The following is a 17762-nucleotide window of genomic DNA, read 5'->3' on the forward strand; positions in this document are numbered from 1 at the left end:
GGGGAGAAGTATCGCGCTTCTCCCTTTGTTTTTTATCCCGCCGCCGCGTCTTCGACGGTGCTTCGCGAATGAGCGATGCCGCCGGGAACATCATGGGGAATGAACCATGGACAGGGAAGGAACATTCGGGATAGCCATCAAGGGCTCTCATACAATGCGAATCTTCTCCTTACATGCATCAAACCCATTTTTAAAACAATTTTAGCACTATTCTCGTCCCGTCCTCACATGGCATCGATAGTTTGTACGAGTCACTATACATAACTATCGGAGTCAGGTGTCGTATGGCAGTACAGTGTGTAGGAAATATCGAGGTCGGGGACGGACGACCTGTATACATCATCGCCGAAATAGGCATCAATCACAACGGATCGCTTGACATCGCGAAAAAACTTATCGACGGTGCCGTGCTTGCCGGATGCGACGCCGTCAAATTTCAGAAGCGTACACCGGAGCTGTGCGTCCCCCGTGATCAATGGGACGTTATGCGCGATACGCTCTGGGGACGCATGTCCTACATCGATTACCGCAGATTGATGGAATTCACGACGGAGCAGTATGTGGAAATAGATCGCTATTGTCGCGAAAAGGGTATTCATTGGTTCGTATCGGCATGGGATGAGGAAGCCGTGGATTTTACCGAGCAGTTCGATACGCCGTTGTACAAGGCGCCCTCCGCATCGCTCACGGACATTGCGCTGTTACGCCACATGAAGGCGACAGGAAAGCCTTTGATGATTTCCACCGGTATGTCGACGATGGAGGAGATTCGTCATGCGGTGGATTCCATCGGTACCGATAATCTCCTGATCGCGCACTCGACGTCGGCATACCCTTGCGAAATACAGGAGCTGAATCTCCGGATGATTGACACGCTCAGGTCGCTGTATCCCGATACGCCCATCGGATACTCGGGTCATGAAACCGGGCTCGCCCCGACGTGGGCCGCAGTCGCCCGGGGAGCCACGTTCGTCGAGCGTCACATCACGCTCGACCGCGCCATGTGGGGATCGGATCACGCTGCTTCCGTGGAGATTGTCGGTCTGTACCGGCTCGTCTCGAATATCCGCGACATCGAGCGCTCCCTGGGCGACGGCGTGAAACGCGTGTACGAGAGCGAGATCGCACCGAAGAAAAAGCTCCGCCGCATCCACCTGGGCGATACCACTCCTGTTCTGGGTTAAGGCGGCAATTTCCGCGATGCCCCGCCTCCATCGGTCGTGTGTGCCTGCGCGCATGACCGATGGGGCAAACACCTCTGTACCAGCGCATAAAAAGCTACGACCCTGAATGACTCTGACGGTTCTTTCTCCCCTTCTCATCGTAGGCGCGGCGGCCGTTATCATCGCATTCGAGCGCAAATATCCATACGCACCCGGTCAGCGCTTTTTGCGCGATGGTTTCTGGAACGATCTGCTCATGTACAGCATCGTGCAGAGCTATGTGCTCGGCCTGGTCATCTCATTGCTGATAGAATGGATGGACAACGGTTTGATGCTGTCGCGTCACCGCCTGCTGGCCGGTTGGCCGCTCTGGTCGCAGGTGCTGCTGTTCGTCGTCACCCACGACCTGTACATTTACTGGTTTCATCGTCTGCAGCACAGGAGCGTCCGTCTCTGGCGCGTCCACGAGGCCCATCACTCCACACGCGATGTGGACTGGCTTTCCGGTTCACGTTCCCACTCTTTCGAGATACTTATCAACCAGACCGTCGAGTTTGCGCCCATAGTGCTCCTCGGCGCCGCTCCGGAGGTCGCGGTACTGAAGGGTGCCATATCCGCAGTCTGGGGAATGTGGATTCATTCTAATATCAATGTGCGCAGCGGATGGCTGCAGTACGTGATCAATGGTCCGGAAATGCATCGCTGGCATCATTCCGATGTCGTATCGGACGGTTCGTACAATTACGCCACAAAGCTTGCCCTGTGGGATTGGCTGTTCGGCACCGCCTGGCTCCCGGGACATACGAAGCCATCCGGCTATGGTCTGAAGGAAGTCGATTTTCCCGACGGCTACCTTGCCCAGCACCTCTTCGCATTCAGAGCATTGAACGACGCCACCATGACCGCCGATCATGGATCGGATGGCGCAAAGTCCAACGCACAGCACTGATCGCAAAGACGCAGAGGCGCAACCCTTCGACGGCGGTTGAGCGTAGCCGAAGCCTCGCTCAGGGGCCGTGTGGCAGAGATTTATGGCGAGGGGAAATTAACGCAAAGGCGCAGAGACGCAGGAACGCAGAGGGATTCTATTCCTTTCTGCGTGTTCTGTCTTTTCTGCGTGTTCTGCGTTCCGTGTTCTGCGTTCTCTGTGTGTTCTGCGTTCCGCGGGAGGCGCTCACTGTCAATCTTGCGGTCTTACCCTCGAATACATGAACGTGCAGAAAAGGAGAGCTGGAAAACTCTCCTTTCTGCGTGTTCTGCTATTTCTGTGTGTTCTGCGTTCCGCGGGGGCGCTCACTGTCAATCTTGCGGTCTTACCCTCGAATACATGAACGTGCAGAAAAGGAGAGCTGGAAAACTCTCCTTTCTGTTTTTTCTGTTATTTCTGTGGTCTTTTATTTCTGTGGTTTCACCGTCACCACCACTCCCGCGGTATGCGCCGAGAACTCCGGCGCATACATGCTCTGAATGCTGCTGATGCCGTTGGAGAAGCGGCCGGCGTGGGATACGCGCAGAGGATATTCGAACACATGCACACCTTTGCGCAGCCAGTGGAAGAAGAAATTCACCGCCGCGTCGCGCGGTGCCTCGTAGTAGATCAGGCCCTGCTGCCAGCGGTGGCCGGAGAGTTGATCGATCAATTCCAGGCCGGAGCCGCGCATGTCCTTCATGTGTACATACTCCATGTCGCGGTCCACACGCAACGTGATGCGGGCCTTGAGCACGTCGCCGACACGCAGCGGTGAGGACTCGGTGATCGGCTCCAGCACGACACCCTTTTCGGTGTTGTTCTGGCGGTACAGCGTTTTTTCGATTTTCAGCGGGGTGCTGTGCGGCGTGATGCGGTCGAGCTGTTCGAAGTACTGCCAGTACAGCGCACCCCAGGCGATACCCTGATCCGATTTTTTCAGGGTCACGGCGCCCATCTCCGGTTTGATGTCGGAGCCGCGCCAATCAACACGGTAGTAGCCTGTTCCGGCTTCAACCTTTGCGCCCATGGCGACGGGATCGATGGTCGTGCCGCCGAGTTGTACCTCCACCAGTTTGTCCGACGCGAGCAAATCGCTGCCACGGCGCAGCAGAGCGTAGCAGGCCTCGGCCGTAGCGACGGTGGTCTTCCAGTCCTGAACTTGTTTCTGCCGCAGCAGCCAGATTTTCATTTCCTCGACGGCATCCATGTCGTTGGCCACTTCATCGAAGACCTCGATCAGAAGCGCCTGCGTTTCTATCGGGGCCTGATACCAGAACCAGCCGGATTCCAGTTTCCAGTACATGCCCATCTCCTCGCTGCGCAGCGAGCGCTCGCGCAGGGACTTGACGATGGCGGGAGGCACCTTGTTATCGCCGCGGCGATGCAGGCCGAGCGCGATCATGCCCTGCATGAAGAAGCCGCGTCTCGGCCACCAGCGGCGTGATTGCGTTAACCAGAAATTCACGGACTCGTCGTACTTCTTGTCCGGCTTCTGATCGAGGAAATAGCTGCGGGCATAGAGATAGTGCACGTCGAGATATCCGAGATGGTCCTTCTCCGGATCGAAGCCGGGCATGCTTTTCAGCTTCTCGTAATCACTGTGCATACGTGCGTCGATGAAATTCACCGCGCGGCGCATCATGCGGCCGATACGCTCGTCACGCGGGTTCACGCCCAGTTCCTTCAGATGGCCAAAGCCGGCGACGATGTACTGCGAAATGTAGCGGTCTTCCGGCAGACCCGGGAACCAGGGCCAGCCGCCGTTGGACGCCTGCGCCTTCTCGAGTTTGCGCATGGCGCTTTCCAGATTGTCCGCCATGGTGTTGAGGTCGAAGAGCAGGGCGATGCGCTTCTTGCGCTCGCTCTCGTTCTTACCTTGCATCACCCAGGGAGTTTCTTCGAGAAGCAGGGCTTTCAGGTCCTGATTTTTCTCAAGGTTGGATACGAGCGCGTCGGTATTTTTCCACTGCTCGAACACGCGCTTGATCTTCGGATTCGCGTTGGCGATATGCGACGCGATGCTGTTCGCGTAATACCGGTTGAACACCTGCTCCGAACACTCGTAGGGGAATTCCATCAGATACGGCAGCGCCTGCACTGCATACCAGGCTGGCTGCGACGTCATCTCCAGCGACAACTGATGGTGTCGCAATGTGTTCGAAGTATTCCTTCGGAGTTTGTCGAAACTGAAGCTTTTCGTCGTTCCGCCCCGAACCCAGACGGGCAGCGACTCGGTAACGAGCATGCGGTTGGGGAGAATGGGAAGCGCCATCTCTTCACCGTCGGAATAATCTCCGGCCTTGGCAATCACGCGATAGGTCACGGCGGAGATGCCTTCCGGAATGCGTACATCCCAGGTGGCCGTCGTGCTTCGACCTTTCTCGGCGGTGAAGCTCTGTGTGCCGTTTCTCAGTTCGAAACGTTCGCTCACCGGCTGCATGCTGAGAGCGTCCAGCAACTGCAGTGAAACATTGCCCGTCAGCGCCGTCTCCGAAAGATTGGTGATTTTAGTGGACAGGGTGATGCGGTCCCCCTCGCGCAGGAAACGCGGCATATTGGGCACGACCATCACTTCCTTCTGCGTAACCGTGAATTTTTCCAGCGACCCGGTCATAAGATCGGGTGTGTGCGCAAACACACGGAGCTTCCATTTGGTCAAGGCCTCGGGCATGGTGAAGCGCAACACCACATTGCCCTGAGTGTCGGTGGACAGAGTCGGGAAGAAGAATGCGGTTTCGCTGAAATCCGTGCGCGCCTTGACCATGTCCATCGCTTCCGTCGCGGGCTTGCGCGCATCTTCGGTTCCTTCCTCCTCTCGGACCGCAGCGTCGTCCGCCTCGCCTTTTTTTGCAACTAATGCGGTCTCCGAGGACATCATTTTCATTTCCATGGCCGGAGCCGCCATCTGCATATCCTCATTGACCATCCCGTCCTTCATCCTGTAGCCACCGCGGCCGTACAAGCCCCGGTGATACTCGAGCAGAAAGAGATTCAGCCGGTCGTAATCCTGATAGAACCCGGAAACACTGCTGTTCCAGTCCGGCGCGTGCAGACGCGCCGAGAGTACTCCGAAGGTGGCCGCGTCTATGCTACTGCTATAGAGAAATGTCGGCCATGCGAAGGCGGGCCATCCCTGTGCATAAATGGCGTCCAGTGACGCATCGTACATCGTGGCGAGGATTTCGGCTGCAACGCGGTCCTTCTCCTTGCCCTTCACCGTCAATGTCCATTCTTCCTGCTGCCCCGGCTTGAGCTTGTCGCGGAAGCTCGCGGTTTCGACAACGAGATCTTTGTTCGTCCACGGAATGTTGATGGGCACGGTGTAGGAATGCAAACGGTACTCCATCACGAAAAACACCTGCGCGACGAGCCCGCCGCGGTGCTGCTCCGTGACGGGAATGCTGAAACTCCGCTGCTCGCGGTCCAGCGTCAGCCATTTCTCCTCTATTGTCCTGCCACGATGCTCCAGGCGATACAGCAGGTGCACATCGCTGTAGGCGGAGGAAAGGAGGAAGCGGGCCTGCTCGCCGGGAGCACAACTGACCTTCACGGGTATGAGCAGACTGCCGGCACTGTACGGGACGCTTTTCGAGGCGGGGGCGTACACGTCTACAAAACGTTTGGTCTCGAGATCGGTACCTCCGGGATCCTTGCCCTTCACGCTGATGCGATAACGTCCGGGAGCGAGCTTGCCGAGCCGCAGCGAGTCCACGCCCTTCGCATTCGTCGCGAAGTCGCGCGACAGCACGCGCTCGGCGATCTGCCAGGTGTCTTCGTTGCCTTCGTCGCCGTACACGTCGCGCGGGAAGCTCTCCAGGAATTCCTCGCGTGTCAACAGCCAGGTGTCGGGCTGGGGAAGAATACGGCGGCGCGGCATGCGCTCAGGCGCGCGCAAGCGCTCCACGAGAACGGTGCCGCCGGCTGGAAGCGGACTGCCGGAAAGATTCTCCGCCGTGATGGCAATGTCCTGTTCCACACTGCCGTCCAACTGCGACGCGACGCCGATGCCGAGGACAAGGGACGTATAGCCCGCGCTGACCGTGGTGCTCGCGCTGTGCGTCTCGCCGTTGATGTCCGTCACATCCGCACTGATTTCATAGGTAAATACCGGCAGCTCTTTTTTATCTACCGTTTTGTCGGGGAGCGCGGTGAAGCTCACGGTAAATGTGCCGTCGGCATCGGTGGTCGTGCGGCCGTGCGCGATTTCCTGTGCCGCGCCGCGCGGCATCGGACGCCACCACCAGTACCAGTAGGGGTAGCGTACCTTGCGCACCACGCGCCAGGAAACCTCGGCGCCGTCCACGTTCGCGCCGGAGTAGGACGTGGCCTGGCCCTTGGCGTGGACAAGCTGGTTCAGCGCATAGCTCCCTTCCACCGGTTTGAACGTCGCCTCGAATTTCGGACGCTTGTATTCCTCGACGCGGATCTGCGTCGCTCCGCTCTCGTTGGCGATGCGCATCATGCCGGTGAGCACCCCCGCGGGGGCGGTGAAGGTGGTGTTGAAAGACCCGTACTCGTTGGTCGTGACCTTGGTGTCGGCAATTTTCTGTCCGTTGACGTCGTAGAACGTCACCGTGCTGCCCGCACCGGACACGACCGCGAACTGCGCTTTTTCATCTGTTCCGTCAATGATGATGCCTTTGACGTGCACGGTCTGACCGGGCCGGTACAAGGCGCGATCCGTGAAGAACAGCGTCCTGCGCTGCCTGTCGCCACGGCCTCTCCGCCAGGTGTAATATCCGCGTTCCACATTCAGCGTATCGCGGCCCTGCGTTAATCGCACCGATACGCCGTCGCTGAATCTCCCGGCGGTGATAATGATGCGTCCGCTCTCATCGGTCACCGATGTCGCGAGGACCTGGCGTTCATGCTTCCCACTCTGCGAGTCCCAGCGGCGGGTGAACAGCTGTGCGTTCACACCCTTCAGCGGTCTCCCGTCCGATGCGTCGTTCACCCAGAGCGTGAGGTCGCCGTCCACTTCCTTGCTTTGCAGCGACAGCCGGGTAACGCGCAGCCAGGCATAGGCGATGGCGTTTCCGCTCAAGGAAAAATCCGCACGGGGACTGGCCAGCATGATATATGTTCCCATCCCGAGCGCGGGTCCGGCTACGTCCACGCGATGCGCCTTGTAGTCCGACACTGTCGGCAGCTTCACCGACCAGCGCTGCACCGCATCGGCTTCGATGTAGGTGGAAAGCCACTGATTGATCAGGTCGTATCTATAGCGATATCCTTCCTGGCCGTATTCCTCATTCGGAATGCGCACGATGCGGAAATGCATTTCGGTGAGGTTGCGAAACGATGCGCTGATCAGGAAAGGTACACCGGGCAGTTGCGTGTCCTCAACCTGCAAGCCGGCTTCCTTGTTGAGAATGCTCGCTCTCAACGACCGGCAGTCCTGTGCGCCGCGGGAATCCGGAAAGCGCGCGATTTCGGCGTCGCAGCGTGCAAGGGCGGTGACGTAGTCGTTCTTCGAAAAGTGATATTGCGCCAGTGCGGCACCGGCCAGCGTGGAAATGGACGATCCGCTATGCGCGTCGTAGAGCGCCTGCACGGCTTTGTAATAGGTCGTGTCCTTGTCCTCGTGAAACGTAATGCGCTTGCCGAATTCCAGTCGCTGCAAGTCGAGGTCCACCAGCGCCGCCACTTCTTTGGTACCCCGGTGATAGCGCAGCAGCTGCTGATACAGGAGGATCACATTGTAATTGGCGTCCCCGGCATCGGGGGAGGTAAATGTTCTGTCGATGAAGGTATCGAAGGGGAGCAGGGCGTCGAGGTTGTTGACTTCGAAAGTCCGCTGCGGCTTCGGAAGATTTTTCTCGTCGTTTTTCAGAAAATCGATGGCGCGGTGGGCGAGAATGTCGAACAGCGTCGGACGGTACAGCCGGCTGTCATGCGACGACACAAGCACGACCGTGTAACTCGCGGCCGGAACACTCTGCAGCAGTTCCGCTTCGCGTATGGACGCCAGGAACAACGCGCGCGTGGTATCGAAAAAACGCGCCGCGTCCCAGGTGCGGAAATCGTCGTCCGCCGCGTCTTCCACGACGGTACGCTGCGAGATGCGCCAGCGGTTGTCCCCATAATAGTTCCAGTACACAGACGCGAGTATGGAGGTGAGGATGGAGCGGGAAGGTTCCTTTGCTACCGCAATCTCCTTCTCCAGATCGCGGACAAGGATGACCTCTCCCTCCTCATTGGTCTCGGCGCGCAAGGCGACGCGATAGGCGATGGCCTTGATCAGTTGCGGCTGGTTGCCCTGCTTCGATGCTTTGAGATAAATGGCCTCGACCATTTCCAGCGCCGACTTCGGCAGACCCTCGTCAAGCGCCTTGTCCACGGCCTTCCATTGTTCTTCATATTCGTCCTGCATAAAGGCGCTCCAGAGATCATCGTAGGGATTGAATGCGTCCGTCGCGAAAAACATCATCGGCGCGGCCAGACAGAGCAGCAGCGTCAGCCGAATGTTGGATGACATGGGAAACTCCTGTGCTACGAAGGGTGAGAAAATCAGCAGACAACGGTCGGGTTATACAGGGCATATGTGTATCTTGTTCCGGAAGTGTGGGGGAGGGGAATGAGTAATGAGTAATGAGTAAAGGGTAAAGGGTAAAGGGTAAAGGGTAAAGAGTAAAGAGTAAAGAGTAAAGAGTAAAGAGTAAAGAGTAAAGAGTAAAGAGTAAAGAGTAAAGAGTAAAGAGTAAAGGGTAAAGGGTAAAGGGTAAAGGGTAAAGGGTAAAGGGTAAAGGGTAAAGGGTAAAGGGTAAAGGGTAAAGGGTAAAGAGTAAAGAGTAAAGAGTAAAGAGTAAAGAGTGAAGGCGTCGTAATCGCGGATAATCACCAGGTCATAAGCGAACTCTATCTGCGTACCGTGCTGTAGGCGCCTGTTAATGACATCGATGGATAAGGACCGATAATCGCTGTGAGAGCCGGTTGCCGGTCCCTTCGGCGGCATTTGTGGGTCGTCGAAACTGCGTACTGGCTCCGGCACTCCGGTGATCACAGACCCATTTTCGGTGCCTGCCCTTCGGCTACGCACAGGGACCGAGCCGAAACCCCCGGGAATTAATGTCACCCACGAAATGGTCAGCCTTAGGCGTATCCGCCTTTGCGGGCTGGTGGGCACACTGTACTGGACGTCCTGCAGACAGTACCTGGTTTCCACGTGCGTAACGGAAAAAATCATGCTTTTCCGCAGTAGCGGAACTGCTCTGCTCACAACAGATTGTTAATCCAAATCCGTGCTGTCACAGCCATCAGCAGGATTAGTTTTGCTGACGCGCTGGTGCGATGATGTCACCTTAGGCTGATCCGCCCGGGTGGACCCGTGGGCACACTCAAGATGACACCTGTCACTTCACTCTTCACTCTTTCCTCTTCACTCCTTCCTCTCTCTCTCCGCTCATCGAAGCACGACGCTCACCGTCTGTGCCGCATCACCGGAGAGCAGGCGGAGGAAATATATGCCTGCCGGAAGGCCCGCAGTGCCGATGGTCAGAGATCGCAGCATGCCTGTCGAATTGCCCTGCTCCAGCACAGCGACGCGACGTCCCAGTGCGTCATGCAGCGACAGTGTATAGCCGGCACCAGCCGGGAGGTGCAGCGAGGTAGTGAAGATTGCGCCGGACGGAACCGGATTCGGCCAGGCGGGGTGAAGTTCGGTGCTCCTTGCCGCTGTGGGGATATCCTTCGCATCCAGAACAATCACCGCCTCGCCGCCGGCATCGCGATAGCGCTTGTACCATTCCTGCAAATACTGGACGGCGATGTCCGCATCCCGGAGGATCAGCGTGTTCTCGTTGTTGGAGAACTCGGCCGCATTGGACCAGTTGTGCGAACCCGTCAGTACGGATGCGGCGCCCGGTGTTCTGTCGCCGGCGTTCACCAGCAGATACTTGTGATGCAGCATGCCGCGCAGTCCCTTCTTCAGCCACACATCCATACCGTTCCCGAGCAGATAGTCGTAGCGGCTGCCCTGATCGGTGCTGTTGTCCATGACACCGCGCACGGCCACGGCGGCGTTGTGCCGCCCAAGCATGGCGCGTGCGATATCGTCGCGTGTGAAGGTAAGCAGCGCAAACAGCACGGACGAGGTCGCGCGCTGTACCTCACGTACGATGCGGGAACTGACGTTGTCGCTGGGAGAAAAATACAGCTCCACCGGAATCCGCGTCGGTCCGATGACGAAGCGATGCGGTGTGTTGTCCAGCTTGCGCGCGCCGAAACGCGAGTCGTCGCTGACCGCCGTTTCTCCGCTGCCGCCCCACATTTCCTCGAACTCCTTCGTGAAGGTATTAGCGAGTGCCTGATCCTGAATCTCGATCACGTTCTGTGCGTCGTCGTAGGTGCCGGGTTCGGTGGGATTCCACGATCCCGTCAACACCCAGTCGTCGGTATCGCTGCCGCGGTCGCGCGCGTCGAGGACAACGAATTTGTTGTGCTGCAAGCCGACGCCGGCGTTCACGCGGTCGAAATTATCCTGAATGGTCGGGACGTTGGCGCGTAAACGGCCCATGGCGTTGCTGTTGCTGTTGTCGCTTTCCACGATGGCGCGAATACGGACGCCGCGATTTTTCGCGGCGATGAGCCGGTCCACGATATCCTCGCCCGGAGGGCCGCTCAGACTGTACAGGCACAGATCGATACTGTGCTGCGCCGCGTCGATGCGGTTGAGCAGGCGATTGAGCAGATTGACGCCGGAATTCGCGGGCAGCGGCGGATAGAGTGTATTGTCCGCGCTCTGATTGAAGGAGACGATGATGTCGCCGGACGAATTCCGTGAAGCGCTGCTGATGTAAAACGGCTGGGCAAAACTGGTATCGGTGCTGCCGACGGAAAACGGCTGCACACGATAGATCGTGGCGGGTTCGAGCCCCGCGAGCGTTACCGTCTGCTCGGTTGCGGGAGTGCTGCCTCCCTGCGCCACCCCAAGTTCGTAGGCCGAGGTACGACCGTAGCGCACAGCAGCGAGCGCCGGCAATCCGGTGCTCCATCCGATACTCACGCGATCCGGCTGAATGTCGGTCTCCACGGGCTGTGTGACGATGCGCGGACCCGTGGCAATGACGTCCGACAACATGCGCGGCATGAACTGATAGCCGCCCGCGAAAGGCGCCTCGCGTTTGAACTGACTCACCACGCCGACGATGTCGAAGCTGCCACCCGGAGCGGGTTGATTCGCCAGCGCCACGTCGTTGTCGATGCGCACTTCGAGTTCGGCGCTGCCGTCGCTCAGTTTGTAATTCGTGCCCGAGCCGGTCACCGTCCAGGCCTGCGTGTTCACCGTGACGCCGTTGATGCGGACGAGCATGCTTTCGTACAGCTCGACGCCGTTCAGTCCGTCGTTGAGCACATCGCGCAACGGCACAATCAGCGGAGTGAGTTCATTGCCGGTGGACGGACGCGCGTCCACGGTCACTTCCACGAGTTCGGTCAGGCCATTGAAATGCGTAATCTTGCCGGTTACCGTCACTTCATCTCCGACGGCAACGGACCCGCTGAAATTGAAATCATACACCGCGATGCCGCCGGTGTGATCCTGAATGTACGAAGGGGAACCGAATTGATTCGCCACGGTGACGATACCGTTGACGGTCACGATGTCATTGAGTTTCAGCGGCACGCCTTGCGTATCATTGGCCCGGGCTTCCGCGATAGGGATGGGGCCGCCTTTCACGAACAGTGCCGGGGACTTTTCCACAGGCATGAGCATGCCCGGCATTCCGGTGAGCACGGTGAAGAGATAATTGCCTGTTGTGCCCGGAGCCGTCATGTTGCGCAACGTAATCACCGCGCTGTCGGCCGCGAACTGCACACGAGCGAAGAGCAGCGTATCGCCACGGATTTCGGCGTCGGCCTGCATGTTGTCGTCCAGCGTCACGTCGGCAATGTCGCGCGACCAGGGGAAATCCGCCGGCACGACAATGGCGAGCGCTTCAATGGTGAATTCTTTCGACGGACGGAAGGATATTGGCAGGTCGAACACGTCGCCCGCGTTCACACCGCCGCGAAGGATGGCTGCGCTCCCGCTGCCCTCGCTGCTGGGCGGCTCCGCAGGACTGGTTGAATTCTGCGGATTGCGTCCGTTGCTCTGCAGCACGAAATCCGCCGCGTTGTTGTTGCTGTCCCAGCCGTTGCCCGCGCGCGCGTCGCTTCCTCCGGCGGCGAGCGACGCCGCAGTGGAGGTCGCGTTTGCTTTCCGCTCCAGACTATGGTCGTTGGGATCGGTGCCGTGATTGGGTGCGGCTTGTCCTTCCGGATTATTGCCGCTGCCATAGCCCACCCGGTCCATCACCTGTCCCCCCGCATTGACCAGACGAATATTGCCGTTGTCGGCCATGCCGCTGCCGCTCCACGCCAGGTCTGCCACGGGCGTCCCCGCCCAGGTGGGGGACGCACAGAGGAAGAAGGAGCGGGCGCGGATCACCGTTCCCGGCGGCACTGTGGCCATCACCGAATAGGACGATCCGCTGGCCGACTGATATTCCAGCCGCCATCCCGCCATGCTGATGGGGCTGCCTGTCGGATTGTAGAGCTCGATGAACTCTCCCGCCTGATTGCCTATGCTGCCGCCGCGCGTGGCGAACTCGCTGATGACGACATTGGAAGCGGTTTGCGACAGAGCGAGCGGTGAGAGCAGGAGCAACAGTGCGGCGGCGGAAAGGTAGCGGCGGTAGTGCATGATCAGATTCATTCAAAGTGATGGAAAGCTTTAATATACGAGGCCAGAGAATGGGGCGCCATGCCCGGAATACTGACCGCAATCCTTTTTGACGCTCGGGGGGAGGGGAATGTAACGCAGCCCTTCGACTTCGCTCAGGGACCAGCGCAAAGGTGCGGAGGCGCTGAGGATAGATGCAGGAGGAGTTACATTCCAATCCCTGCGATCCTGTTGATTATGCTGGCTGCCTCGATCGATATCAAAAGCCCCAGTTCCTAACCAGGACGAGCCAGAACCACAGAGGATTTTGTAATGTTGGCTCGAAAAAATGTTTCTGCAACTCATTTTCTGGCAATGGATTGCAGCGATCAATAGAGATTTCTTTGCTTTTTGTACATGAATTTCACTTGTAAGGAACGAATAAACGTACCTCTGCGCCTTTGCGTCTCTGTGTTGGTTTTCCATCCTCTGCGGCCCGCCTGCCGGAAACTCTTTTGTCCTTTTGCCGATTTCTCCGCATATTAATCTTTACCCGTTTTCGATAATTTCGGGACTCGTTCACACCGCATGCAGCGCGCGCTCGTTATCATACCGACATACAATGAGCTGGAGAATATCCAGGGCATCATTCCGGAGATTCTGCGGCAGGATGAGCGTCTCCATGTGCTGGTGGTGGACGACAACTCACCCGACGGAACCGCCGCGGCCGTCAAGAACATGATGGGCGGCGATGCGCGCATTCACATTCTCGAACGCGAAAGAAAAATGGGACTGGGAACGGCCTATGTCGCCGGTTTCAAATACGCCATCGCCAATGACTTCGATTTCGTTTTCGAAATGGACGCCGACTATTCGCATGATCCGGGCACGCTGCCGCGTTTTCTGCAGGCCATCGAAAGCTTCGATCTCGTGCTCGGCTCGCGGTACATCTCGGGCGTCAACGTTATCAACTGGCCGATGAAGCGCCTGCTGCTCAGCTATTTCGCGAATCAGTACACGCGCATCGTCACCGGCCTTCCGGTGCGCGACGCCACAGGCGGCTTCAAGTGCTTCCGCGTCGAAGTACTCAAGGCTATAGACCTCGACCGCGTGCGCAGCAACGGCTATTCTTTTCAGATCGAAATGAGTTTCAAAGCCTGGAAAAAGGGCTTCCGCATACACGAGATCCCGATTATCTTCATGGATCGCCGCGCCGGGATTTCCAAAATGTCCAAAAAAATCGTTCGCGAAGCCGTCACAATGGTCTGGCGTCTGCGCCTGCAGAGCATGTTCGGCCTGGTACGCTGAGGGCTGAAAGGGAGGTCGGGGAGCTGCGCCCCGTACATCACTTCCGGTGTGCGACCATGATGCCTGTGGATACCATGCCTGAGGATGACTGTATGGTCAGTGTGTAGGCGCCGGGAGTGAGCGCCGAGGTGTCGAGCAACAGGGACTGCGTACCGGACTGCGCCATTCCACTCCATGTATGCACCAGACGACCCGCAGTATCGTGCAGCAACAATTCAACCGCGGTGGACGACGTCGCGCGCAGCTTCAGTGTGACCGACGCGTCGGCGGGATTCGGGTAGACGGCATCGACGGCCATACCTGCGGGGAGTGTGACGGGATTCTCGATAGAAGTGACGGTGCGATAGGTTACATGCTTGAGCACGACGCCGCGGGGATCCAGAATTGCGTGACGCACGTCTCTGGCCGCTATGTCCGTAAAAACGATTTCCTGATATCCGCTCGCACCCGTTTCGATGCGGCGCCGCAGCGTATCACCACTTTGCAGCAGTATGGCAACGTCCATGGGCATGGTGAACAACGGATACTTCAGGGTGTCTTGTGTCTGCAGAAGATTGATGCGCAAGGGCGCGCCGCTGGGGTCGAGCACGCGCTGCACCGTGTACACCGGGTAACCCGCTTTGAACACCCATTGATCGAAAAACCAATGCAGCGAAGAGCCGTGATGTTCTTCCATCACGGATTGAAAGTCCTCGGTCGAAGCGCTGCCGTACGCGTGTCTCCTACCGTAGTCGCGCAATCCTTCGAAAAAGGCATCGTCGCCCATGACGTCGCGCAGCATCACCAGCACCATCCCGCCTTTCTGGTATATGGTGTAGGGATAATTGGAAGACGGTGCCGTACGCGGGAAATCGTGCAATGGGAGCATACCTTCGAAGGAGACAATGGACTGACGATAGTACTCCGAGGCGGTTTTCACCGCTTCGAGGTATTTGCTCTCTCCGCCGAAATACTCGGCATACACCATTTCACTGAACACCGCGAAGCCCTCATTGAGCCAGGCGTCACCGAAATCGCGGCAGGTCACCCAGTCGCCCCACCACATATGCGCGAGCTCATGCGCGGCGGTTCTTCCGGCGACGCTCTCCGTGCGGAACAGTTGATCTGCATAACTGATCATGGTCTGATGTTCCATCGAGCCGATAGGAGTGAGGCAATAGCCGACCTTGTCGAAAGGGTAGGGACCGAAGCGATGGGTGAAGGCCTCCATCATACCGGCGACAGTGGTGAAATACGACACGCCGCGGAGGGAATCCGCGCGGCGCACGTAGTATTCCATCGGAATGCCATTCCATGTATCCCGTATCACGACGTAATCGCTGATGGCGTAGGTGAACAGATAGGTCGCGCACGGATGTTGCTCGACCCAGCGGAAGCTGCTCCAGCCCGCGTCGTCGCTTCGCCCGGCGAGCACGCCCGTGCCAGCGACGACCAGTCCCTCGGGCACCGTGAAGGTCACATCGAAACGCGCCTTGTCGTGCGGCACATCGTTCGACGGCAGCCAGTAGCGCATGAGAGACACCGATGCGGCGCGGAAGCCCACACCCATGAAATAGCTGATGTCGCCCCAGTGACAGCCACCCCAGGGCTGTGATCCGCCCTCGTTGCCGGGTGTGCCGTTATAGCTAATCCGCAGCGTGACCGAATCGCCCGGCAGTACCGCGTCCGGAAGTTCGACGCTCAGAACGGTTCCGTCGTACGCATGGGGCACACTTACCGGATGGACTGAAACGCCGGTGACGCTCATATTCACCAGATCGAGCGGGATGACGGAGAGCGGGGTGGCGCCGGCATTGCGCACGGTGACCTCGGCGCTGCCCTCCAGGGTTTTCGCAAACGGAGTAATGCGCAGTTCCGCGCGATAGTGCAGAACGTCAATATCCTCTGTGCCTTGCGCACGAAGGGGCAAGGACGTGCAAGCGACGAGGAGGACAACAGTGAGAATCATGTGCGTCGCGCTGCGCTTCGGGATGCGGCGGGGTGTATGCATGGTGCGTCCGTTTACTTCTGCTTTGCCTTTTTAGAAAACACGGCGTCGGGTATGCCCTTGTTGATGCGATAGTTGGAGTAGGTGAGCGCGATTTTCGCCGGCTTCTCTTTTTCTCCGGTGTCGTTTTTTGGCTTTACTCCGGCGCGGCGCATGCTCATCGGGGATTTCATTTCGATGGTGATGGTGGCGGGCATCGTGTGCCCCCCTGCCCGCAGATAGGTGAAGTCCGCCGTAGCGGAAGCCGCTTCTCCGGGATCCGTCTCCATGCGGAGGATCTCCCGTTTGACCGGATCCACGTACAATTGGACGCGCTGCAGGCGCACTGTGTCGGACTTCGCGAGCAGTTTGATTTTGCGGCAGTTTGTGCCGCGTATGACGGCGTCGCCCTGCGCCAGCGCATCGTACTCCCCGGGTTTGAACATGGAGGGATGAAACATCACCGCGTCGCGGGGCAGCATGGCGAAGCGCTCGCTTTCGACATGCACCTTGTCCGGTTTTCTGAAATACAGTGTCGCCTCCATTTCCGGGACGCTCAGCCCCGGCACCTTCATCGAAGCCTGTATATCCACGACGTAATCGTTGATGCGCTCGTAGTCGCTCTGTATCCCTTTGAGCAGCGTCCACGCCTCGGATTCCTGCGCATGCAATACGGCCGGAATAACGAGCGTGAGAAACAGCAGCAACGCGCAGGCGCGGTATACCGGAGGAACGCCGCGTGTCATGGATGTGCTTTCGGAATGAACGGGATATGTTGTGCTCATGCGGCGCTTCGTGATTGTGGAATGGAAAACGCTTCCTCGGCAGTGGCGCGAGACCAGCCGTTGTCGCGGCATGGTGCGGGCGTCAGGACAGCACGTCTTTCTTCCGGAAAATAATCCAGGCGGAGCTGAGAAACACGGCAAAAAAGAGGAACAGCTTTCCGGCGTCGCCGCCGATCGCCGCCCAATCGATGCTGTCGTCGAAGGCGCGGCGCCACACATCGGTGTAGGTGGTGAAAAACCATGGCCGCAGCGCTTCGAAAAAGTCGAACGGCAGATTGCCGAGTATGAACAACAGAATGATCACCGCGAAGGAGCCGACGATGGGACCGATGGCGTTTTCCACAAAGGTCGAAAACATCATGCCCAGCGCGGCTACGACACACATGGACCAGCCGGCGAGGAAATAGGCAAGCAGAAAACGCCACCATAACTCGGACATGGGGAGAATTGCCATGCCTTCTTCACGGATCATGAACATATCGCCGCCGCCGAAGAGCAGCAGCCCGGGCAGCACGCTGGCCAGCGCGAGGAAGACGACGAGCGAATAGGAGTACACCATCGAACTTAACGCCTTCACCGCGAAGATGCGGTTGCGCGAGGGCGGGCGTGTGAGTATGAGGCGGTACGTGCCGCTCGTGGCTTCGCCGGCGAACACATCACCCGCGACGAGCAGAATCAGAAACGGAACATGGACGAACAGGGAGTTCATGACCATGTTGGAAACGAACCAGCCGTTGAACAGCGAACCAACGAAGAGGAAATTCTGCTGCAAGCCGCGCGTGATCCCGTCTATCATGTCCTCGCCCGCGACAGCGAGTCCCCAGTACACCAGCGGGATGAGGACGGCGATGAGCCCGAAGCCGATGTACGTGCGCAGCTTGCGGTAGGTTTTCAGCAGTTCGTACCAGACAAGAAGGAGCATGAATCCTCC

The 17762-nt window shown here is 58.3% G+C and carries 8 protein-coding genes; 3 read left to right on the forward strand and 5 right to left on the reverse strand.

Going from position 1 to position 17762, the window contains the following annotated elements; genetic code table 11:
* Positions 1-284 precede the first annotated feature (284 nt).
* The gene (locus tag M5R41_16445; protein MCZ7557991.1) at positions 285-1184 is read left to right on the forward strand and encodes an N-acetylneuraminate synthase family protein; all 900 of its coding nucleotides are present in this window, start codon (positions 285-287) and stop codon (positions 1182-1184) included.
* Positions 1185-1290: 106 nt separating this feature from the next.
* Complete coding sequence (locus M5R41_16450; protein ID MCZ7557992.1) at positions 1291-2112, forward strand: sterol desaturase family protein; 822 nt, start codon at positions 1291-1293, stop codon at positions 2110-2112.
* Positions 2113-2557: 445 nt separating this feature from the next.
* Here M5R41_16450 and M5R41_16455 read toward each other — a convergent pair whose 3' ends face one another.
* Complete coding sequence (locus M5R41_16455) at positions 2558-8611, reverse strand: MG2 domain-containing protein (protein MCZ7557993.1); 6054 nt, start codon at positions 8609-8611, stop codon at positions 2558-2560.
* A 924-nt stretch (positions 8612-9535) separates the two neighbouring features.
* Positions 9536-12826, reverse strand: coding sequence for a phospholipase D-like domain-containing protein (locus tag M5R41_16460; GenBank protein ID MCZ7557994.1), 3291 nt, complete (start codon positions 12824-12826; stop codon positions 9536-9538).
* 534 nt (positions 12827-13360) lie between these two features.
* Between M5R41_16460 and M5R41_16465 the strand changes: the two genes are divergently transcribed.
* Positions 13361-14080, forward strand: a complete 720-nt coding sequence (locus M5R41_16465; GenBank protein ID MCZ7557995.1) for a polyprenol monophosphomannose synthase — start codon at positions 13361-13363, stop codon at positions 14078-14080.
* Positions 14081-14117: 37 nt separating this feature from the next.
* On the opposite strand, the gene M5R41_16470 is transcribed toward M5R41_16465, so the two are convergent.
* From M5R41_16470 to M5R41_16480, 3 genes are all read right to left on the reverse strand, one after another.
* Entirely contained in the window at positions 14118-16070 is a 1953-nt protein-coding gene (locus M5R41_16470; GenBank protein MCZ7557996.1) for a M1 family aminopeptidase, read from the reverse strand.
* An 11-nt stretch (positions 16071-16081) separates the two neighbouring features.
* A complete protein-coding gene (locus M5R41_16475) occupies positions 16082-16831 on the reverse strand; it encodes a hypothetical protein (protein ID MCZ7557997.1) in 750 nt (249 codons plus the stop codon).
* 82 nt (positions 16832-16913) lie between these two features.
* Positions 16914-17753 (reverse strand): ABC transporter permease, encoded by an 840-nt coding sequence (locus M5R41_16480; protein ID MCZ7557998.1) that lies wholly within the window; start codon positions 17751-17753, stop codon positions 16914-16916.
* Positions 17754-17762 lie beyond the last annotated feature (9 nt).

The sequence above is a fragment of the Bacteroidia bacterium genome, assembly GCA_027493955.1.
In the GTDB taxonomy this organism is placed as follows: Bacteria; Bacteroidota; Ignavibacteria; order SZUA-365; family SZUA-365; genus JAOSJT01.